Annotated in this window: 18 protein-coding genes and 1 other RNA gene; 7 read left to right on the top strand and 12 right to left on the bottom strand. The window is 71.2% G+C overall.

Annotated elements, in window-relative coordinates; genetic code table 11:
• Positions 1-17 precede the first annotated feature (17 nt).
• Positions 18-1577 carry an MFS transporter gene (locus DEI85_RS06755; RefSeq protein ID WP_111123452.1) on the bottom strand — a complete coding sequence of 520 codons (1560 nt, stop codon included), beginning with the start codon at positions 1575-1577 and terminating at the stop codon, positions 18-20.
• A gap of 525 nt (positions 1578-2102) precedes the next feature.
• Here DEI85_RS06755 and DEI85_RS06750 point away from each other — a divergent pair.
• The 5 genes from DEI85_RS06750 to DEI85_RS06730 all read left to right on the top strand — a co-directional run bounded on the left by DEI85_RS06750 (position 2103) and on the right by DEI85_RS06730 (position 10712).
• Complete coding sequence (locus tag DEI85_RS06750) at positions 2103-4802, top strand: helix-turn-helix transcriptional regulator (protein WP_111123453.1); 2700 nt, start codon at positions 2103-2105, stop codon at positions 4800-4802.
• A gap of 421 nt (positions 4803-5223) precedes the next feature.
• Complete coding sequence (glmS, locus tag DEI85_RS06745) at positions 5224-7038, top strand: glutamine--fructose-6-phosphate transaminase (isomerizing) (RefSeq protein ID WP_111123454.1); 1815 nt, start codon at positions 5224-5226, stop codon at positions 7036-7038.
• 163 nt (positions 7039-7201) lie between these two features.
• The gene (locus tag DEI85_RS06740; RefSeq protein ID WP_181435507.1) at positions 7202-7915 is read left to right on the top strand and encodes a M50 family metallopeptidase; all 714 of its coding nucleotides are present in this window, start codon (positions 7202-7204) and stop codon (positions 7913-7915) included.
• An 88-nt stretch (positions 7916-8003) separates the two neighbouring features.
• Entirely contained in the window at positions 8004-9389 is a 1386-nt protein-coding gene (locus DEI85_RS06735; RefSeq protein WP_111123456.1) for an O-acetylhomoserine aminocarboxypropyltransferase/cysteine synthase family protein, read from the top strand.
• Positions 9390-10712 (top strand): LLM class flavin-dependent oxidoreductase, encoded by a 1323-nt coding sequence (locus tag DEI85_RS06730; protein WP_111123457.1) that lies wholly within the window; start codon positions 9390-9392, stop codon positions 10710-10712.
• A 16-nt stretch (positions 10713-10728) separates the two neighbouring features.
• Here the strand turns inward: DEI85_RS06730 and DEI85_RS06725 are convergent, their stop codons facing one another.
• The 7 genes from DEI85_RS06725 to DEI85_RS06695 all read right to left on the bottom strand — a co-directional run bounded on the left by DEI85_RS06725 (position 10729) and on the right by DEI85_RS06695 (position 16343).
• Entirely contained in the window at positions 10729-11631 is a 903-nt protein-coding gene (locus DEI85_RS06725; RefSeq protein ID WP_111123458.1) for a hypothetical protein, read from the bottom strand.
• A gap of 161 nt (positions 11632-11792) precedes the next feature.
• Positions 11793-12169: a transfer-messenger RNA gene (gene ssrA / locus DEI85_RS06720) on the bottom strand.
• Positions 12170-12264: 95 nt separating this feature from the next.
• Positions 12265-12741, bottom strand: coding sequence for an SsrA-binding protein SmpB (gene smpB / locus DEI85_RS06715; RefSeq protein ID WP_111123459.1), 477 nt, complete (start codon positions 12739-12741; stop codon positions 12265-12267).
• Positions 12742-12872: 131 nt separating this feature from the next.
• A complete protein-coding gene (ftsX, locus tag DEI85_RS06710) occupies positions 12873-13787 on the bottom strand; it encodes a permease-like cell division protein FtsX (RefSeq protein ID WP_027465852.1) in 915 nt (304 codons plus the stop codon).
• Positions 13784-14539: a cell division ATP-binding protein FtsE gene (ftsE, locus tag DEI85_RS06705; protein ID WP_017888215.1), complete on the bottom strand. Its 756-nt coding sequence runs from the start codon at positions 14537-14539 to the stop codon at positions 13784-13786. The genes ftsX and ftsE overlap by 4 nt, the downstream gene beginning before the upstream one ends.
• Positions 14540-14600: 61 nt before the next feature.
• The gene (gene prfB, locus DEI85_RS06700; RefSeq protein ID WP_071244840.1) at positions 14601-15710 is read right to left on the bottom strand and encodes a peptide chain release factor 2; all 1110 of its coding nucleotides are present in this window, start codon (positions 15708-15710) and stop codon (positions 14601-14603) included.
• Positions 15711-15848: 138 nt separating this feature from the next.
• Positions 15849-16343 (bottom strand): GNAT family N-acetyltransferase, encoded by a 495-nt coding sequence (locus DEI85_RS06695; RefSeq protein WP_220032925.1) that lies wholly within the window; start codon positions 16341-16343, stop codon positions 15849-15851.
• Between the two features lie 151 nt (positions 16344-16494).
• Here DEI85_RS06695 and DEI85_RS06690 point away from each other — a divergent pair, with 151 nt between their 5' ends.
• A complete protein-coding gene (locus DEI85_RS06690; RefSeq protein ID WP_110859074.1) occupies positions 16495-17130 on the top strand; it encodes a hypothetical protein in 636 nt (211 codons plus the stop codon).
• On the opposite strand, the gene DEI85_RS06685 is transcribed toward DEI85_RS06690, so the two are convergent.
• The 4 genes from DEI85_RS06685 to DEI85_RS06670 all read right to left on the bottom strand — a co-directional run bounded on the left by DEI85_RS06685 (position 17123) and on the right by DEI85_RS06670 (position 19385).
• Entirely contained in the window at positions 17123-17608 is a 486-nt protein-coding gene (locus DEI85_RS06685; RefSeq protein ID WP_111123460.1) for a hypothetical protein, read from the bottom strand. The two genes, DEI85_RS06690 and DEI85_RS06685, sit on opposite strands and share 8 nt — an antisense overlap.
• A 2-nt stretch (positions 17609-17610) precedes the next feature.
• Positions 17611-17808, bottom strand: coding sequence for a hypothetical protein (locus DEI85_RS06680; RefSeq protein WP_146248991.1), 198 nt, complete (start codon positions 17806-17808; stop codon positions 17611-17613).
• Positions 17809-18005: 197 nt separating this feature from the next.
• Positions 18006-18188 carry a hypothetical protein gene (locus DEI85_RS06675; protein WP_111123461.1) on the bottom strand — a complete coding sequence of 61 codons (183 nt, stop codon included), beginning with the start codon at positions 18186-18188 and terminating at the stop codon, positions 18006-18008.
• 15 nt (positions 18189-18203) lie between these two features.
• On the bottom strand, positions 18204-19385 hold the full coding sequence (locus DEI85_RS06670) for a cysteine desulfurase family protein (protein WP_110859077.1): 1182 nt from the start codon (positions 19383-19385) through the stop codon (positions 18204-18206).
• Between the two features lie 59 nt (positions 19386-19444).
• Here DEI85_RS06670 and DEI85_RS06665 point away from each other — a divergent pair, with 59 nt between their 5' ends.
• A complete protein-coding gene (locus DEI85_RS06665) occupies positions 19445-21553 on the top strand; it encodes a glycogen debranching protein (RefSeq protein WP_111123462.1) in 2109 nt (702 codons plus the stop codon).
• Positions 21554-21599: the final 46 nt, after the last annotated feature.

Here is a 21599-nt window from a genome sequence, read left to right as displayed (position 1 = left end):
GCACGGTCGGCGGGCGATCAGCCGCGCTCGGCGGGACCCGACGCCTCGGTCTGCTCGGCGGACCCCGCAGCCGAGCTGGAGTGCTCGGCCTCACCGTCGGAACGCCGCGCCGCGCGCCGACGCGCCACCAGGTCCGCACCGGCCAGCACCAGCGCCAACGCCATCAGCGACACCGTGAACGTCGTGCCACTGCGGAACGCGTCGTGGTACGCGTCGAGACGCCCGCCCGACCCGCCGGATCCCGACCCCGCCGCCTCGCTCCGCACGATGCCGTAGAAGATGCTCGTCGCGACCGCGGTGCCGATCGCGGTGCCGACACGCTGTCCGAGCTGCTGCATCGAACCCGCCACCCCGGACTGCTCGACCGGGATCTCGGCCAGGGTCAGGGTCTGGTTCGGCGACACCACGAACCCGCCACCCAGTCCGCCCACCAGGAACGCACCGGCCATCGCCCACGGCGTGACCTCCGGAGGGGTGGCGACGGCGGCGACCATGAGCAGCAGGAAGCCGACGACGACCATCCCGAGCCCGGCGACGACCAGCGCCCGCCCGACCCGGTCGACGATCCGTCCGCCGATGTAGGAACCAACGGCACTCGTCGCGGCGAAGGGGATGCTCACCATGCCGGCGAACAGCGGTGCGAGCCCGAGGCCCTCCTGCAGGTACAGCGTGACCATGAGGAACGACGCCGGCAGCGCCGCGAAGTAGACGGCGACGATCGACAGCCCGTTGCGGTAGGACGACAGCCGGAACAACTCGAAGTGCACCACGGGCGACTTGCCCTGCCGCTTGAACCGCTGCTCCCAGAGCACGAACAGCACGAGGAACACCGCGAAGCCGACGAGCCAGAACCAGCGGGTCGCGGAACCGCCGCCGCCGCTGGTCAGCACGAACGGCAGCATCAGGGTGATGATGGCTGCGCCGAGCAGCAGGATGCCGACGACGTCCAGTTCGCGGTCCTGCGCCTTCCCCTGCGCGCCCTTCGGCAGCAGGCGGACGGCGAAGAGCAGTGCGGCGATCCCGAGGGGCACGTTCATCCAGAACAGCAGCCGCCAGCCGGACTCCTCGCCGCCGATCGCGATGAGGCCACCGCCGATGGTCGGCCCGAGGGCGGTGGAGATGCCGATCATCGCCCCGAACAGTCCGAACGCGCGGCCCCGCTCCGGCCCGCGGAACAGCTGCTGCACCAGTCCGATGACCTGGGGCATCTGGATCCCGGCGGCGAAGCCCTGCAGGATCCGGGTGACGATCAGGACCTGGATGTTCGGTGCGACGGCGCACAGCAGGCTCGATCCGGTGAACGCGCTGAGCCCCACGATGAACATGACGCGCCGGCTCTTCAGGTCCCCGAGCCGACCCGCGGGCACGAGGGCGAGGCCGAACGCCAGCGCGTACCCCGCCACGATGAGCTGGAGCGACGAGCTGGTGGCCCCGAGCGACTGCTCGATCGAGGGCAGCCCGACGTTCACCTTGGACAGGTCGAGGATCGTCAGGGCCGCGACCGCCACGCACACGGCGAAGGCACGCCACCGGGTGCGGTCATCGAGGCGGGCGTCGGTCGGTTCGGCGTTGGACATCCCGTCCGTGCTACACCTGCGACGACGAACGAGGTCCGGACAGACCTGTACCCCGGTTCCGTCCGGCGGACCCGGATCGGGGTGCAGAGGGCGGGTGTCACACCCCCTCGTGGCCCCCCCGTACTGGGGGCACCGTTCTGGACATCTGCTCGCCGGAGTCCGCTCGGCGGGCCGGTACCTGAGTTATCGTGCTCCAGACGGCAGGTCACGTGATGCTCTCGGATTCCCTAGATCCGGACGGCGGAACAGACCGGTCGTGTTCGTCCGAAGACCCTAACCCGAGGGGTGATACAGACGATGACATCATCGTTCCCGAGCGGAACCGAGTGCACCCACACTCGTCGACCGCATCCAATCCACGACAGTTCCGGCGCGCGCTCAGTCGCCGCCGCTCGTCCGCACTCCGCCACGGTCACCCGCCGTGCAGCAGTCCGGTCCGCCTCCGTGCGCCCCGTCGCAGCGACCCCCGTGTTCGCCGACGCCCTCCTCGCAGCATCCACCTCCGGACCCGGAGGCCGGTGAGTCATGGCACTCACCGGTCGACGTCTCGAGGTCGACCGGATCGCGACCCTCGCAGTGCTCCCACGGGAGTCCGCGATGGTCGTGGTCGGCGACCCTGGTTCCGGACGCAGCAGCGTCCTCGACGCGGTCTCGAACCGCGTTTCCCTCCCCGTCGTCCGGGTCGGTGTCAACGGGAGTGAATCCCGCTGGCCACTGGCCGGGGTGACCTCCCTGTTCACCGCGCTCGACGACCCCCGAGCGACCGCGCACATCGCCCACCTGCTGCAGGCAGGCGGGACCGCGGCCGCCGTGACGGCCGGGCTGGCGGCGGCGCACGACTTCCTCGACGCCGTGCACGCCCTGACCCTCCCGCCGACGCTCGTCCTCATCGACGACCTCGACCGGATGGACACGGAGAGCCAGGAACTCATCGCGTTCCTCGCCGGACGACTCGCGGGCACCGCCCTGCGCGTGGTGGCGACGGTCCGCTCGGTGCCGTCGGACGGTCCGCTCGCGGCCCTGCCGACCCTGCGCATCGAACCGCTGCCGTCGGACGAGGCCCTGGTCCTCGCCCGGGCCATGGCACCGGCCGAGGCGAACGACGGCGTCCTCGCCGTCCTCGCCGAGGAGACCGGTGGCAACCCCGGCGCGCTCCGCGAACAGCTCGCGGTGCTCACCCGGGAGCAACTCACCGGTGCGGAGCCGATCGTGCTCCCGCTCCGACCCACTCCGATGACCGAGGCCATCGCGGCGCTCGCACTCGGGCCCGCCGCGGGACGCGATCTGGACGTCCTCGCGAAGCTCGCCCTGGTTCCCGTCGCGAAGACCACGGCGTGGGACCGGGACGAGCTGGACGACCTGGTCGGGGCCGGTCTCGCGACCGTCCGCGGACAGAGCGTCACCGTCCGGCACCCGCTGGTCCGTTCCGCGCTCTACTGGCGGATGCCCGCCCGTGACCGTCGTGCGGCACACGCCGAGCTGGCCACGGCGAGCGCGGAGAGCGACCCGCGGTCGGCCGCGTGGCACCGGAGCTTCGTCGACGACGTCCCCGACGTGGTCGCACTGCTCCAGGCTGCACGGTCGTACGTCGTGGACGGCAACGTGCACGCAGCGATCGCGCTGACCGAGCGTGCCCTGCACATCGGTGGCGGGACCGAGGACGAGCACGTCGCGCTCCTCGGGGTCGCGGAGGCCATGCTCGGCAAGCGTCTGCTCGGCTTCGCCGCGCGGTACCTCGCGGCGCTCCGTCCGTTCCGGACGACGCCGGACGAGGTCCGCCGGCTCCGCCTGCAGTACTCGGCCGAGTACCTCAGCGGTGACGCCGTGCACGCGGACGAGCTGCTCGTCCCCGTCGACGCGACCGACCCGGCGGAGGTGGACGCCGTCGCCGGGCTGATGGCCATGGTGGCGTGCTTCCGTGCCGAGGCGTGGGAGCTCGACCAGGCGAAGGACCTGCTGCACCGGATCGAACCGCTCGAGGGGTCGGCGTCCGCGCACACCCTCGAGATCGCGACGACCGCGCGGGAGCTCATCGCTGCCGTGGACGGCGTGCTGCCGCCCGACACGGAGCTGCACGACGGGCTCGCGACGTCGGAGCTCGTGGCGATGTCCGACCCGGCCCTGCTGCTCCTCGCCCACGCGCTGAGCATCGGCGAGCGCTACCGGAGCGCGCGACGGGTGTTCGCACTCGTGCTCGCCCGGGGGCAGGAGACCGCGGCGGTGTGGACCGAGGCGGCGCGCTACCTGACGGCCGAGAACGAGGTGCGCTCCGGCAACTTCCGCCAGGCGCTCCGCGCGATCGACGTCTGGGAGTCCGGTTCGTCCGTCGCCGAGCGGTTGCGTGAACCCTCCCGCGCGATCGCCGTCGCGTGGCGGCACTTCGCCGAGGGGCGTTCCGCCGAGGCGCTCGACGTCGTGGACCGGTGCCTCGAGCACCGTTCGACGAGTCGGCTCTGGGGTGCGACGGCGAAGCTACACGCGCTCCGCGGCAAGGTCCTGCTGCTCGACGGCCGCCTCGACGAGGCAGCCACCGCGCTCGAGGCCGCCGACGCAATCGGTCGGTCGCTCCGGAACCCCGCGGTGCTCCGGCACCTCGGTGACCTGGTCGAGGCGTACGTGCGTCTCGGACGGATCGACGACGCGCGGACGATCACGGCCCGTCTGGCGGCGGACCACCATGCCCGTCCCGGGCGCTGGGGTGCCCTCGTGCTGGCGCGGAGCCTCGCACTCGTCGCCGACGACACCACCCGCGAGACGGCTCGTCGCCGTGCGCTGGAGCTGTTCCAGCCGCACGACTCGCAGTACGAGCGGGCTCGCACGTTCGCGGCGCTGGCCGCGGTCGGCAACCCGGCTGAGCGTCCGCGCCTCGGTGCGGCGGCCGCAGCGGCGTACGAGGCGGCCGGCCTGCGTCGACCGCTGGTGACGCCGGCGCCGGCTGCGGCGATGCCGCAGTTCGGCACGGGCTCGTCATCGATCCGGTCCGCACCGGTGCTCTCGCCGGCGTTCCCGGGGACGCCGCGCAGCGCCCCCGACGCGTCGGCGGTGCTCACGTCGCTGACCGCCGAGGAGCGTGCGGTGGTGCAGAAGGTCACCGAGGGCTACCGCAACCGCGAGATCGCCTCGTCGCTGTTCATGTCGCAGCGCACGGTGGAGCTGCGGCTCACGCAGATCTACCGCAAGGTCGGCGCGCGGTCGCGATCGCACTTGGTCGCGCTCCTCACGTAGGAGACGCACCACAGGACGGAGGGGAGGCCCGGTACCAGCTGGTACCGGGCCTCCCGTCCGTCGTCCCTCGCTTGGTGCGCCGGCGGTTGCGGGAGTCCGCACGCGACCGCAGCGCGGTGTGCCCCCGCACGCGGGGAACCGCAAGAGCGTCCGACGGGTGTTGCCGTGTGGTCGGCGGCGGGTGAGGCTTCTCCTGCACCGACCGCCGTGCCCCTCCCCCGGGGGCCAGCCCGCGGTACCTCGTCCGGTACCCGAACCCCTCGGCCCAACGACACCGACGTCCGTCCTCGCCTGATCCGAGGACGGGCGTCGGTTCCCGGGCCGGGAGGCCCCGGACGCGCGGAAGACCCGACGGCGGTCGGTGCCGCACCAGTCCCACCTCCCCGTTCCACCCACCCTCGTTCCCCCGAAGGGACAGCCGATGTGCGGCATCATCGCGGCCCGCGTGTCTGACGACGCGACCCCCTACCTGCTCGACGGACTCGAACGACTCGAGTACCGCGGGTACGACTCCGCCGGCATCGCCGTCCGGACGGCCGCCGGCCGCACCGAGACGATCCGCTCGGTCTCCCGCGTCGGCGACCTGCGCACCCTCGTCGCTGCATGCTCCGGTGACGCGCTCACCGGCGTCGGCATCGGCCACACCCGCTGGGCCACGCACGGTGCCGTGCGCGAGGCGAACGCGCACCCGCACGCCGACTGCACCGGCCGGATCTCGATCGTGCACAACGGCATCATCGAGAACGCGGACCGGCTGCGGCAGACGCTCGAGGCGCAGGGCCACCGCTTCCGGTCCGACGTCGACTCCGAGGTCATCGCGCACCTGGTCGAGCGGGCCCTGGCGGTCGACCCGGACCTGATGCTCGCAATGCAGATCGCGACGGCGCAGCTCGAGGGCTCCTGGGCGATCGTGGTCCTGGACGCCCGGGACGGCCGCATGGTCGTGGCGGCGGACCGTTCGCCGCTCGTCGTCGCCCGCTCCGGCCGTGGTGACTTCGTGGCGAGCGACATCGGCGCGATCGCCGAGTGGTGTGAGACGTTCGTGGCGCTGCGCGACGGCGACGTCGTCGAGCTCGGTGAGGCCTGGACGTGGTCGTCCGACGGCATCACGGTGCCCGTGCCGTTCCCCACGCCGTCCCCGTTCGCCGCCGCTGCGCTCGACCTCGGCGACCACACCGACCACATGGCGAAGGAGATCGACGAGCAGGCCGACGTCGTCGCCACGATCCTGGACCGGGTGGCCCGGCGCACCGCCGACGGCAGCATGTGGGTGGGTCTCGGCCTGGCTGGCTTCCACCGGCTGGCGATCGTCGCCTGCGGCACGTCGTTGAACGCCGGTCAGGTGATCGCGACCGCACTGCGCGGGATCGGCGGGGTGCCGACCGACATCGTCGTCGCGAGCGAGGCCGAACAGGCCGTGCTCGGTCCGGGCACCCTGGTCGTCGCGATCAGCCAGTCCGGTGAGACCGCGGACGTGCTCCGCGCCCTGGACCGGTTCGAGGACCGCCACCCGGTGCTCGCACTGACGAACAACATGCACTCCTCGCTCGCCCGACGGGCCGACGCCGTGCTCGACTGCCACGCCGGCCCGGAGATCGGGGTCGCCGCCACGAAGACGTTCACGGCGCAGGTCGTCGTCGGCGTCGCGGCGATGATCTCCGCGATGGTGGCCTCCGGCCGCATCGAACCGTCACGCGCGCAGGTGCTCGTCGACGAGCTGCTCGACCTGCCGGCCCGGATCGAGCACGCTGCGCGGGTGTCCGCCGAACGGATGCCGCTGCTGGTGTCGAGCGTCAAGGAGGCGACGGGCTTCCTGTTCCTCGGCCGCGGCGCCGGGTTGCCGTACGCCGCCGAGGGCGCCCTGAAGCTCAAGGAGCTCAGCTACCGTTGGGCCGAGGCGTACCCCGCCGGCGAACTCAAGCACGGGCCGCTCGCGCTGGTGGACGACGGCACCCCGGTGGTCGTCATCGACCACGGCGAGCCGAAGATCCAGTCGGCGATCGCCGAGGTCCGGGCCCGCGGTGGCTTCGTCATCACGATCGGCGGCGAGACCGCGGACATCCCCGCGCTCGGCCGCCGTGGCACCGGCGACCTGGCCTGGGGCGCGATGACCGCGCCCTGGGGGCCGCTCGAGGCCGTCGTGCCGCTGCAGATGCTCGCGCGGGAACTGGCCCTGCAGCTCGGGTGCGACGTCGACAAACCCCGGAACCTCGCGAAGTCGGTGACGGTCGAATAGCCGGGCGCCGACGCGTGAACCGTCTGACGGTGTTCCTCGCCGTCCTCACCGCCCTGGCGATCACCGGCACCGTGGTCCTGGTCACGGTGGTGCTGACGACGCCCGTGCTCCCCTGACGCCGGTCCCGCAGGGTCTTCCTGGGCGGGGCTGCGATGCTGGTCACTTGACCACCGCAGCCCCGCCCCTCGTCTTCGTCGCGCTCCTCGTCGGCGCCGTCCTGCCGTTCGTGCCGTTCGTCGGCCGGGTGGCCCGCATCGCCGCGACCATCGCGCACGAGGTCGGGCACGCGATCGTCGTCGTGCCGTTCGGCGGGCGGATCCAGCGGATCGAGCTGCACCCGGACGGGTCCGGCGAGGCCTGGGTCCAGCTCAGCCGGGTGCCCGGCGGCATCCGGTGGCTCGTCCGGATCCTGAACCTGTACGCCGGGTACAGCGCACCCCTCTGGGCGGGGGTGCTCCTGGTGACCGGGGTGCTGCACGGCTCCCGCTGGCTGCCCGTGGTGGTGCTCGCGGTCATCGGGCTCGTCGCGCTGGCGTTCGTCCGGAACTGGTTCGGCCTGCTCGTCGTGCTCGGCTTCGACGCGCTCGCCCTCTGGGTGGCCGTGCGCCCGTCCGAGACGACCGTCCTGGTGGTCGCCGCCGTCGGGGCCTTCTTCGTCGTCGACGGCCTGCGCTCGGTGGTGCAGGTCGGGCGCTGGCTGGTCACCGGCGCCAGGGTGCAGACCGACTTCCACATCGCCGCGGCCGAGATGCGGGTGCCGGCGTCCCTGTGGTTCGTGCTGTTCGTCGCCGTGAACGCCGTCGCGGTGTGGCTGGCGCGCGAGCCGCTGCTCCAGGTCTGGGACACCGTCGTCACCGGGGTCCGCGCGCTCGTCTGAGGCTGCGCTCGCGTAACCGGGGGCCGCAATCGCCTGTCCGCGCCGAGGGGCTGCGAGGCTACCGCCAGACAACCCCCGGAGGTGTCCCATGGCGACCGACGACCACGGCTTCGCGACCGAGCAGGTACACGGCGGCTTCGTGCCCGACGCCGGGCACGGCGCCCGGGTCCCCGCGATCCACATGTCCTCCGGGTTCCTGTTCGACGACTTCGACCAGGCCCGCGACCGCTTCGCCGACACCGACGACGGCTACACCTACACGCGCCTCGGCAACCCCACGAACGCCGACGTCGAGCGTCGCGTGGCGCTGCTCGAACGCGGTGTCCAGGCGATCCTGGTCGGCAGCGGTCAGGCGGCGGCGACCGTGGCGTTCCTCGGCCTGCTGCAGGCCGGCGACCACGTCGTCAGCGCCCGGAGCATCTACGAGGGCACCCGCGGCCTGCTGCTGCAGAACCTCGGCCGACTCGGCATCGAGGTCGACTTCGTCACCGACGCCCGCGACCTCGACGCCTGGGCCGGCGCGGTCCGACCGAACACGAAGGCGTTCTTCGCCGAGACGATCCCGAACCCGAAGAACGACGTCCTCGACATCACCGGCGTCGCCGAGACCGCGCACCGCGCCGGCGTCCCGCTGATCGTCGACAACACCCTCGCCACGCCGTACCTGGTGCGCCCGGTCGAGCACGGTGCGGACATCGTCGTGCACTCGGCGTCGAAGTTCCTGTCCGGCCACGGAGCCGGACTCGGCGGTGTGGTCGTGGACGGCGGCCGGTTCGACTGGACCGTCGCCCCCGAGCGCTGGACCCACCTGACCACTCCCGAGCGGTCCCTCGGCGGCGAGAGCTACGTCGAGCGGTACGGCAACCGGGCGTTCGCCGTGTTCGCCCGCGACGTCGTCGCCGCACGCATCGGCCCGGCGCCGTCCCCGTTCAACGCGTTCCTGCTCCGCCAGGGCATCGAGACGCTGTCGCTGCGGGTGGAACGCCACTGCGCGAACGCGCTGGCCGTCGCGTCCTGGCTGGACCAGCAGCCGGAGGTGACGAGCGTCGATCACGCTGGCCTGGCCTCCAGTCCGTTCCACGACCTCGCCCAGCGCTACCTGCCCCGCGGGGCCGGCTCCGTCTTCGCCTTCACGCTCGCCGGTGGCGAAGCCGCCGCGCGGGCGTTCATCGACGCCGTGCAGCTGTTCAGCCGGATGACCCACCTGGGCGACGTGCGCTCGCTGATCCTGCACCCGGCCACCACCACGCACGCCGGCCGCACGGCGGAAGAGCGAGCCGAGCAGGGCATCAGCGACGGCCTGATCCGCCTGTCGGTCGGCATCGAGGACGTCGCGGACCTGCTCCGCGACCTGGGACGCGGGTTCGCCGCGGTGCGGTCCGCAGACGCCGCCGCCGGCCTGGAGGCACGTGGAGCGTCGGACGCGCAACGCACGGCCGCCGGTGGGTCGGCACTCGACCGGCAGGAGCGCTGAATGGCCGAGCTGCAGCACTTCGGGTACTTCTTCTCGCGCGGCTTCGGCCCGCAGGCGTGGGGACGGTCCGACTGGGACTGGGGCCACGACTGGACGAAGCCGGAGCTGTACCAGCAGTCCGTCCGGACGCTCGAGCAGGCCGGCATGGACCTGGTCATCGCCGAGGACGCCGTCTCGCTCGGCTCCCCCGCGACCCTCGACCTGCGCATCCGGCAGGCGTACGGCGGCCCGAAGCACGACCCGCTGCTGCTCGCCCCGTACCTGTTCGCCGCCACCTCGCACATCGGCATCGCACCGACCGTCAACGCCGGCATCACTCCGCCGTACCTGGCGGCACGGCAGTTCGCGACCCTGGCGCACCTGTCCTCGGACCGCCTGGGCATCAACGTCGTCACCGACGTCGGCAGCGCACGCCACGCCGGCCTGCCGCCGCTGCCGCACGACCAGGCGTACGACCGCGCCGAGGAGTGGATCACCCTGCTCCGCCGGCTCTGGCACTCGTGGGGCGACGCGTACGTCGGCGCACCCGACTCGTGGCACTTCGCGGACGGGGACGCCCTCGACGCGTTCCACCACGAGGGCGCCCACTTCACCGCCGACGGTCCGCTCAACGCCCTGCCGCTGGCGTCGGACCCCGTGGTCGTCTCCCCCGGTGGCTCGGGCCGCGGGCTCGCGTTCGCCGGCACCCACTCGGACGTCCAACTCGCCCTCGCGCCGCTGTCCGCCGCCGCCGTGACGGACTACCGCGCCCGGGTGATCGCGGCAGCCGAGGCCGCAGGGAGGTCCACCGCGGACCTGCGGATCCTGTTCGTGCTCAAGCCCGTGATCGTGTCCTCGCCGGAGGAGGCCGACCGCATCGTCGCGGCGTCCGAACACCCCACCGACGAGGCCCTGCGTACGGCGGCGATCGCCTGGTCGAGCGACTCCGAGACCGACCTGCTCGCGCTCGACCTGGACGCCCCGGTGCCCGACGGCACCTTCGGCGAGCACGTCTCGGCCGGCACGATCCGCGGGCTGCTCGGGGACACCCCGGACGCGCCGCTGCGGGAGCTGCTCACCCGCAAGGCACGGCAGGGGCGGATCGCATCGGGCTCGGGGTCCGGATCGCGGTCCGGGTTCGTCGGGACCGCGGACGAGTTCGCGGACTTCATCGAGGAACTCGGCAGCGACGCCGACAACGACGGGATCATCTTCTCGGGTGACCTGCACCCGGTGCAGATCCACCGGATGTTCGGCGACCTGGTGCCCGTGCTGCGGCGCCGCGGGCTGCTGCGACGGGAGTACGGCGCCGGAGGGATCCGGGGAAACCTGTTCGACTTCTAGCGGGAGCGGCTGCGAGCTACTTCTTCTTCTTGGACTTCTTCTTGTCGTCGTCCTTCTTCTTGGACTTCTTCTTGTCGTCGTCCTTCTTCTTGGACTTCTTCTTGTCGTCGTCCTTCTTCTTGGACTTCTTCTTGTCGTCGTCCTTCTTCTTGGACTTCTCCTTCTTCCCGTCGCCGTCCTGCTTCGACGTCGCCTTGCTCGCACCCGCCGGCAGCGGCAGGACGGCCGACACAGCCTCCGGCTCCGCCTGCGCGGCGTCGGCGTCAGCGTCAGCGTCAGCGTCAGCGTCAGCGGACGCAGGCTCGTTCTCGGGCGACTCCACCCCGTCGATCGGCTCGACGACCACGGCCGACCCGGTGTCCAGCTCGACGTCGACCGCGTGCTCCTCGAGCACCGGCGCCAGGGCGTCGGCGACCCGTTCGACCGTCAGCACCGCGTCCGCCTCGGCGAGCCGGAGCAGGGCCTGCGCGGCCCGCACCCGGGTGGTCGCCTTGCGCGCGAGGACGTCCGACCGCGCCCCCTCGAGGAACGTGCGCAGCTCGCGTTCCACGGCGGAGCGTCCGCGCGGGGCAGCGCGGTCGAGCCGATCGAGTTCCCCGGCGACCCCGGAGACGTCGTCGGCGACGTGCTCGTGGCGGACCGACTCGACGAGCGCGGCGATGGCGGACGCGGCACGTTCGACCCCGGCCGAACGCTGGTCGAGCACGACGAGCATCTCGACCACCGAGCCGTACGTGACGGTCTCGAGCCGCACCGGTTCGGCACCGCGACCGCGCACGACCAGGCGGGCGTCGGGGTTCGGCAGCCAGGCCGCGAGGGCCGCGACCGTGGCGACGGAGCCCACGATCCGCTCGTACTCGCTGAGCACCACTCGTTCCTGCTCCCGCAGACGGACACGGATCGCGATCTCCTGCACCACGTGCTGACCTCTCGTTCGGGTTCGACGCGAGCGTGTTCTGCGCGCCTGCTCCGGAGCGTAGTCCTCGGACGTGGCGGAACAGCGAACGCCCCGGCACTGTCCAGGGACGGTGCCGGGGCGTTCAGGTGGCGCAGCGTGACAGCGGTTCGTCGTTCGGCGAATGGTGGAGATGGGGGGAATCGAACCCCCGTCCATCGCTGCAATTCGACGTCTTCTACGGGCGTATCCGGATAGTTCGTTCTGCTCGGCCCCGTCCTTTGCTACCGGCTTCTAGGACGACGGGCCCAGTCTCAGTGCAAGTCCCGCACGGCCCTGAGGCGCAACCGTGCAGCAAGTCCTCTGGATGACGCCGGTATCAGGTTAGAAGACGATCACCTGGCCGACGGACTTCATGTGCTGGGCTGCTTACGCAGCGAGAGCGAAGTCAGTGCGCTTGGAATTGGCACTTGTTGTTTTCCACGGATCGTTAACGAGATAACCGTGGGTCCTCGGCCCGCTTCCCGTCGGCACACAGGCAATGTCGAAACCGATCATCCCCATGCGGGCCGGACGTGCGAGCCGCTGTCACGCTGTTGAGTTGCCAATGCCCCTGTCGGAGCAGTCCCTCAGTCTAGCCGAGGAGATACGTCGGCGCTACTCGCTGACGCGGTTCCGGGTGCGCATGGCCCGCTCGGCCTCACGCTTGTCGGTCTTCTCGCGCAGCGCCTGGCGCTTGTCGAACTCGCGCTTGCCCTTCGCGACGGCGATCTCGATCTTGGCCCGACCGTCGTGGAAGTAGATCTGCAGCGGCACGAGGGTGTAGCCGCCCTGGGCCGTCTTGTGCGAGATCTTCACGATCTGCTGCTTGTGCAGGAGCAGCTTGCGCTTCCGCCGGGGCGAGTGGTTGTTCCACGTGCCCTCGGTGTACTCCGGGATGTGCACGGCGTCGATCCACGCTTCGCCACCGTCGATGTAGGCGTACCCGTCCACCAGGGACGCCCGCCCCATGCGCAGGGACTTCACCTCGGTGCCGGACAGGACCATGCCCGCTTCGTACGTGTCCTCGATGAGGTAGTCGTGCCGGGCGCGACGGTTCGTCGCGACGATCTTCTCCCCGCGTTCCTTCGCCATGACGACTCCTCTCGATGGTGACCGGTGCAGTGTGCTGCGTGGGTCTTCCCGCGCAGCCCTACAGACTACTCAACACGAAGCGGGCGGCGCACCTTCCCGGCGCGCCGCCCGTTCGCGGATGCTGTGCTGGGTCAGACCTTCAGGTACCGGCGGATGGCGATCGACGCCGACGCCGCGGCGAGGAGCACGCCGATCACGATCACCGCCGGGACCACGATGGCCGCGTCCCCCATGCCGATGAACGCCGTGCCGGTGAAGCGCTCCGCCAGGAAGTTCCGGACGAAGAACCAGACCACGGCGGTGATCGCGCCACCGGCCAGGACGGCTCCGATGGCGGCGGCGATCACCCCCTCGAGCACGAACGGTGTCTGGATGAACCGGTTCGACGCGCCGACGAGCCGCATGATGCCGAGCTCTCGCCGTCGGCTGAACGCCGACAGGCGGATCGTCGTCGCGATGAGCAGCACCGCCGCCACGAGCATGAGCGCCGCGATGCCGATCGCCGTGTACGACGAGGCGTTGAGCAGGTTGAAGATCGGCTGCAGGTACCCGCGTTGGTCGACGACGCTCTGCACACCGGCGACCTTCGACAGGCTCTCCACCAGGACATCGGCCTGCGAAGGGTTCTTCAGGTTCACCCAGAAGGTCTCGTTCAGGTACTCCGGCTTGACGAACTCCGTCGCGGCCGAGTCCTTGAACTGCTCCTTGAACCGGGTGAAGGCCTGGTCCTGGTTCTCGTAGTAGGTCTTCTCGATGTACGGCTTGAGCGTCGACGAGTCGAGCTGCGCCTGGACCTGCTCACGCTGGTCCGCGGTGGCCTTCGCGCCGGTGCAGTTGCCCGTGGTGTCGGTGTCGGTGCACAGGTAGACGGCGACCTGCGCCCGGTCGTACCAGTACCCCTTCATCTGGTTGATCTGCATCTGGAGCAGGATCGCCGTGCCGACGAAGGTCAGGGAGATGAAGGTCACGAGGACGACGGAGACGACCATCGACGCATTGCGTCGCAGGCCCGAGCCGACCTCGGACATGACGAGCCCGAGCCTCATCGGATGAGCCCCGGGATCGTCTGGATGCCGGTGGTGTTGGACACGGTGCCTCGCTGGATCGGGACGGCCTGGGTCTGGTAGCCGCCGGACTGCTCGTCGCGCAGGACGGTGCCGTTCGAGAGCTCGATGACCCGACGCTGCATCTGGTTCACGATGCTGGCGTCGTGCGTCGCCATCAGCACGGTGGTGCCTCCCTGGTTGATGCGTTCGAGGAGCGCCATGATGCCGGCGGACGTGGTGGGGTCCAGGTTCCCGGTGGGCTCGTCGGCCAGCAGGATCGCCGGCTTGTTCACGACGGCGCGGGCGATGGCCACGCGCTGCTGCTCACCACCGGAGAGTTCGTGCGGCATGCGGGTGGCCTTGCCGGCGAGCCCGACGAGCTTCAGCACGTCGGTCACGGCCTCGCTGATGAAGCCCTTGCTCTTGCCGATGACCTGCAGCGAGAACGCCACGTTGTCGAACACGTTCTTGTTCGGCAGCAGACGGAAGTCCTGGAAGACCACACCGAGGTTGCGGCGGAAGTACGGGACCTTCCGCGATGCCAGGGACCCGAGGCGCTGCCCGAGCACGTGGATCTGCCCACTGGTGGGCTTCTCCTCCTTGAGCACGAGGCGCAGGAAGCTGGACTTGCCGGAACCGGACGCGCCCACGAGGAACACGAACTCGCCCTTGAGGATCTCGAGGGTGAGGTTGTCGAGCGCCGGACTCGGGTTGCCCGAGTAGACCTTGGTGACCTGGTCGAATTTGATCATGACCGGATCAGGGTAGGTCGCCCCGCTTGGAAAGCAAGCGAGGCGCGCGGCTCACGAACCCCTACTCGGCGGCGGATTGCTTGCGCCAGCGGATGCCCGCGTTGATGAAGCCGTCCAGATCACCGTCGAAAACGGCTGAGGGGTTGTTCACCTCGTGCTCCGTCCGGAGGTCCTTGACCATCTGGTACGGCGCCAGCACGTAGGAGCGGATCTGGTCGCCCCAGCTCGCCGTGATGTTGCCGGCGAGTTCCTTCTTCTTCGCGTTCTCCTCTTCCTTCTTCAGGAGGAGCAGGCGCGACTGCAGCACGCGCATGGCGGCAGCACGGTTCTGGATCTGCGACTTCTCGTTCTGCATCGAGACGACGGTGCCGGTCGGGATGTGCGTCAGGCGCACCGCGGAGTCGGTCGTGTTGACGGACTGCCCACCGGGGCCCGACGAGCGGAACACGTCGACGCGGATGTCGTTCTCGGGGATGTCGATGACGGCGGTCTCCGGCATGAGCGGGATGACCTCGACCGCGGCGAAGGACGTCTGGCGCTTGCCTGCGGCACCGAACGGCGACATCCGCACCAGGCGGTGGGTGCCGGCCTCGACCGACAGCGTGCCGAACGCGTGCGGGGCGTCGATCTCGAACGTCGCGGACTTGATGCCCGCTTCTTCGGCGTACGAGGTGTCCATCACGGTGGTCTTGAAGTTGTGCTGCTCGGCGTACCGCAGGTACATGCGGAGGAGCATCTCGGCGAAGTCCGCCGCGTCGACACCGCCCGCGCCGGCACGGATCGTGATGACCGCGGGCCGGTCGTCGTACTCGCCGTCCAGGAGCGTCTGCACCTCGAAGTCGCCGATCATCTTCTGGATCGCCTTGAGCTCGGCGAGGGCTTCGTCGGCGGACTCCTGGTCGTCGCCCTCGTTCGCCATCTCGACCAGCACCTCGAGGTCGTCGATGCGCTGCTCGGTGTCGGTGATCTTCTTCAGCTCCGACTGGCGGTGCGAGAGCGCGCTCGTCACCTGCTGCGCGTGGTCGACGTCGTCCCAGAGGTCCTGGGCCCCGGCCTGCTCGCTGAGGTCGGCGATCTCACGCTGCAGGCGGTCGACGTCGACCACCGAGCGGATGTTGCCGAAGGTCTCGCGAAGGGCGGAGAGCTGCTCGGTGAAGTCCAGTTCGACCATGGTCATCGATCCTACCGGCGCGAGTCCGACTCGGCCGACCGGGAGGCCCGGTGTCGGTCCGTCCCGCCGGTCGCGGTCTTCCTCCACGCGCCCTGCACCCCCGCCCCGGCCCCGCAGCACCGGGTGACCGGCGCTTGGTCATCCGGGCCTCCGGTGCGACCTGGCGATGGCGTACCGTCGCAGCCGCACGCCCCCGCGGCGCTCGGTCGACAGCAGGACGGCGTCGTAGTGCTCCAACACCCCGATGGAGCCGTCGTTGTCATCGCGGCAGACGGCGATCACCGGGTCGATCCCGACGCGCGATGCGTGCGCGAGCACCTGGCCCAGCGCCCACGTCGCCACGCCTCGGCCCCTCGCCGACGGGCGGATCCCGTACCCGACGTGGCCGAACCGCTGCACGCCGTCCGCGTCTCCCGGAGCCCGGAGTGCGATCCCGCCCAGGACGCGGCCGTCCTCGACGATCCACCAGAGCGCTCCGGGTCTGGCGTGCAGTCGTCCGACCCAGGTGCGGAACCCGTCCTCGTCGCCGACGTCGTCGTGGGCGGTGATCCCGAAACCGTCCTCGTGCACGCCCGGCCCCCACTCGGCATGCGCTTCGGCCCACGCCTCGTACAACGCCGTCTGCGGTCTCACCAACTCGAGCATGTCCAAGTATCACAACGAAGCGGGTCGGTGGCGATCCCCTCGTGCGGGTCCGACGGCAGTCGCTTCCGGAGTCGCCCACGCGACCCGAGCCGACTGCGGCCCGTAGACCCGAGAGACCCTCGACGTCAGGACCAGAACCATGACCAGCCCCGCAACCGACCCAGCCGGAGCCGATCGATGGGCAGCCGCCGCCCGGCTCGCCGACGGCCAGAGCGACGACGGGTTCCACCGTCGCCGGACGCGCGTGTTCGTGTGGGTGGGGGCACTCGTCCTGGTCTCGTGGGCGGTCGGGGTGGTCCTGGCGCTGGTGCTGGTGCCGGCCACCGGGAGCAACCACGCGAGTGGCGGCGGTGGCGTGCAGCTGCTCCTCCAGCTCCTGCTGTTGCTGCTCGGGCTGGTCGTCGGCATCGTCGGTTTCGTGTGGGCGTACCGCTCCGGTCACTACGTCACTCGCTGGCGATCGGTGAGCAGCCCGCTCTCGCGCGCTGAGCAGCGGTCGGTGCGGCGTCAGATCGCCGGCAAGGAGCCGGTCGACGACGAGCACGCGGACATCGTCACCGCGGTCGCCGTGCAGAACCGTCGAGCCACGCTCGGCATCCTGCCGATCTTCGGGGCCCTGATGCTGTTCGCCGCGTCGACAGCGGTGAGCACGGACAGCGTGGCCATAAAGCTGCTCGAGCTCGTCGCGTCGCTCGCGTTCGTGGTCGGGCTCGTGCAACTCGCCTTCCAGTACCGGCGTGCCGGTCGCTTTCTCTCGGAGCGGCCGCTCAGCTGACGCCGCCCGCAACGCTCGGCCGTCGGCGGCGTCGGCGCCTCAGGGCCAGCAGGAGAATGACCAACGACGCGGCTCCCCCGAGGAAGACCCCCGCTCCGACCCACGTCGTGACGAACGTGCCGTGCCCGAAGAGCGCGTTGATGAGCATGCCGAGCCCCACTGCCACAGCCGTGAGCAAGCCCGCGCAGGTCGGTTCGAGCCACGGAGGCGACAGGAGCGACCGTCGGTCGACCGGCAGGCCGCGGTCCAGTCGAGCGCGCGCAGCTTTCTCGCGGTCCTGGATCGCGATCCCGATCGTCGGTCCCCAGAACGCCACCGTCGCCTGGCTGCCGTCGGGATCGACCAGGATCAGGATCGCCATCGTCGCCACCGCGCCGCTGAGGTACCACCAGGGGAAGACCCGACGGATCGGGACGGCCCAGCGGCTGTCCGGCCGGGTGCCGTTCCGAGGGTGGCGCTCACCGCTGTTGGTGGCCATGGTCAGCGCTCCCGGCGCAGCCCTCGGATGAGCAGAGCGGTGCACACCAGCATCGTGCCGGAGAGGAGCACCGCGGCCCCGAGGACGGCAGTCGGTGTGCTTCCTGCGGACACGAGCAGCACGATCCCGATGAGCGCGAACGGAGCACCGACGAGCAGGCCCACCAGGTCGGCGCTGCCCTCTGGTCTCGGAGTCGTCACGAGATCAAGCTACTGGCGCGCACGTGCGAGCTTCGCTTCGAACGCCGCAGCGATCTCGTCGTTCCACTCGGTCGAGCGGTACAAGTTGTCGTCCCGCGGCGGTCTGACGCGCGCTGGACGGCGGACGTCCCCTGCGTCGTGTACGTCGTCCTGCCCCAGCACCACGAGCAGCAGTATGCCCTGGAAGGGGACCGGCGTCAGCGCCGCAGCCGAGATCGCCGGTGTCCCACCCAGGCACTCGCCAGGACGACGACCGCGCAGACGAGGGTGACGAACCCGAAGGGCCGGGATCCCGCCTGGGCGAACAGCGCGACCGAGACCCCGAAGAACACGATGCCGAGCAGGGCGAAGACGACCCACACGGCGGACGAGCGAAGCATGCCCGGAGTCAACCACTACCGCCCGAGCAGCGGCTCCCTCGACGCCATCCCCGCGGCACCGGCCCGTGCGACGGCATCCGGCAGCGCCGCCAGGAACGCGTCGACGTCGGCATCGGTGGTCGTGTGGCCGAGCGTGATCCGGAGCGCACCACGGGCGTCCTGCTCCGACAGCCCCATCGCGAGCAGCACGTGCGACGCCTCGGGCACACCGGCCTGGCACGCCGATCCGGTCGAGACCGCGACCCCGGCGGCGTCGAGCAGGAACAGGAGCGAGTCGCCCTCGCACCCGGGGAACGTGAAGTGCGCGTTGCCCGGCAGCCGGTCGACGGGGTCCCCCATCAGCACCGCTGACGGCACGGCTGCACGGACCCCGGCGATCAGCCGGTCCCGCAGGGCGACGAGCGACGGGTGCGGCATCGGCTCGGCGACGACCGCGCTGGCCGCCACGCCGAAGGCCGCAGCCGCCGGGGCGTCCTGCGTGCCGCTCCGCACCTGCCGCTGCTGCCCACCACCGTGGATGAGGGGCTCGACGGTGGCCTTCCGTCCGAGCACGAGCGCACCGATCCCGACGGGCCCACCGACCTTGTGCGCGGAGACGCTGAGCGCGTCGAGGCCGGACCCGGCGAACGACACCGGCACCTGCCCGTAGGCGGCGACCGCGTCGCTGTGCACGGGCACGCCGGAGGCGTGCGCGAGCTCGACGATCCGTGACACGGGCTGGATGGTGCCCACCTCGTTGTTCGCCCACAGGAACGTGACCAGGGCGACGTCTGAGGCGTCGGCGAGCCGCGCCTCCAGTCCGGCGAGGTCGACGCGACCCTGCGCGTCCAACGGGACCACGTCGATGACGGCGCCCTCGTGCGTCTCCAGCCAGGTCAAGGTGTCGACGGTGGCGTGGTGCTCGCCACCCGGGACGACGATGCGGGGCCGCCGGCGGTCGCGCTGGCGAGCCCAGAACAGGCCCTTCACGGCGAGGTTGATGCTCTCGGTGCCGCCGGAGGTGAACACGACCTCCACCGGGTCGGCGTCGAGCGAGCGGGCGACGGCGGCGCGGCCGTCCTCGAGCAGCATCTTGGCGCGCTGACCGGCGCTGTGGATGGACGACGGGTTGCCGACGGTGCCCAGGGCATCGGTGAAGGCGGCGAGCGCCTCCGGCAGGATCGGCGTCGTCGCGGCGTGGTCGAGGTAGACCGACAAATGCACCCCCTGGATCGAGCAGTGTCCAGGATACGCGCCGGTCCTCGTACCCTTGTCGCGTGCACGAGACAGCGATCGACCTCACACCGGGGTTCTCCCTGGGCGGGACCGTCCCCCGGTTCACCCTGCGGTCCGCGACGGCGACGGGCGTCGTCCTGGTCGTGGCGAGCGCGGGAAGCGCCGACGGCGCGGACGGTGCCGACCGCACCGACGGCGGGCCGACCCGGCACCCGCTCGAGCGGGTGCCGGACACGGACGTGTGGACCGGCGAGGTCCCTGGGATCATGCCCGGCGACCGCTACCACCTGCTCGTCGACGGGCCGGTCGGGCCGCGACACGAGTTCGACCCGACGCGTCCGCTGCTCGACCCGTACGCGCGGGGCATCCTGCCGACCGGCGACGAAGAAGCGGCCGGTCCCCGCTGGACCAGCGTGGTCGTCGACGACGCCTTCGACTGGGGCGGCGTCGTGAAGCCGCAGGTCCCGCTCGACCGCGCTGTCGTGTACGAGGCGAACGTCCGCACCCTGACGGCAGCGAACCCGCACCTGCCGCAGCACCTGCGCGGCACGTACGCCGGGGTCGCCCACGAGACCACGATCGCGCACCTGCACCGCATCGGCGTCACCACGCTCGAGCTGCTGCCCGTGCAGGCGTTCGACACCGAGCGGTGGCTCCGCGACGCCGGTCGTCAGAACGCCTGGGGCTACAACACGCTCGGTTTCTTCGCCCCGCACGCCGCGCACGCCTCGGCGCCTGCGCAGCAGGAGGGCGCCGACGCCGTCCTGCGCGAGTTCAAGGGCATGGTCCGGCTGCTGCACGAGGCCGGCATCCAGGTCGTCCTGGACGTCGTCTACAACCACACCGCGGAAGAGGGCCTGGGTGGTCCGACGACGAGCCTGCGTGGCATCGACGGTGCGAACCGCTACCGCTGGGCGCAGACCGACCCGCCCCGCCGGGACACGTACTACGACACCACCGGGTGCGGGAACACGCTCGACACCTCGGTCGAGGCGACGGCGGACCTCGTCGTCGACAGCCTGGTGTACTGGGCGCGCGAGGTGCAGGTCGACGGGTTCCGCTTCGACCTGATGGCCGCCCTCGCCCGCGACGGCGAGCACCGTTTCGACCCGTCGCACCCACTGCTCGAGCGCATCCGGAACCACCCCGACCTGCAGGACACCCTGATGATCGCCGAGCCGTGGGACGTCGGCCCGGACGGCTGGAAGACCGGGGCGTTCGGCGCGGCCGGCCAGCGCACGAGCGAGTGGAACGACGGGTTCCGCAACACGGTCCGCCAGTTCTGGCTCACCGACATCGCCGAGGAGCGCCGCACCGGCCTGCCGCAGACCGGGATCGGCGCGCTCGCCGGAGCCCTGACCGGCTCGCGTCACGTCTTCGGCGCCGACCGCGGCCCGCTGGCGAGCGTCAACTTCGTCACCGCGCACGACGGCTTCACCCTGCTCGACCTGGTTTCGTACGACGGCAAGCACAACGAGGCCAACGGCGAGGACAACCGTGACGGCTCGAACGACAACCGCTCGTTCAACCACGGCATCGAGGGTGACACCGCCGACCGCGGGGTCCGCGCCGCGCGTGGTCGGTCGATGCGCAACCTGGTGGCGACCCTGATGCTGTCCGCCGGGGTGCCGATGCTCACCGCCGGTGACGAGCGGAGCCGCACGCAGCACGGCAACAACAACGCCTACGTGGTGTCCGACGACCTGACCCCGGTGGACTGGTCCGACGACGAGGACGCCGAGGCGATGACCGAGGCCGTCGCCGCGCTGGCCCGGTTCCGGCAGGCGCACCCGTCGCTCCGACCCACCCGCTTCGGCGTCGAGGGGCAGGAGACCCCGGGGGCCTCGCGGATGTCCTGGTACGGACCCGACGGGCACCCGATGACGATCGAGGGCTGGGACCAGCCGGTGCACCGCGCCCTGCAGTACTTCGTCGAGTCGACGCCCGAACACGAGCCCTTCGACCGCGTCCTGGTGGTGGTGCACGGCAGCGGCCGCACCCGCGACCTGACCCTGCCGGTGCGCGAGGACGTCCTCGGGTACCGGCTGGCCTGGTCGAGCGAGAAGCACCGCGACCACGAGCGCCTCCGACCTGCCGGGCAGGTCTTCACCGCCTACGGCCCCGGCATCCACCTGTTCGAGGTGGCGTAGCGCCGAGCAGTCGGGTGCGGCCCGGCGTCGCGACCGGCCGCGGGAC

The sequence above is a fragment of the Curtobacterium sp. MCBD17_026 genome, assembly GCF_003234895.2.
Lineage (GTDB): Bacteria > Actinomycetota > Actinomycetes > Actinomycetales > Microbacteriaceae > Curtobacterium > Curtobacterium flaccumfaciens.
The sequence above is the reverse complement of the archived record's forward strand: the minus strand, read 5'-3'. Positions and strand labels throughout refer to the sequence as shown.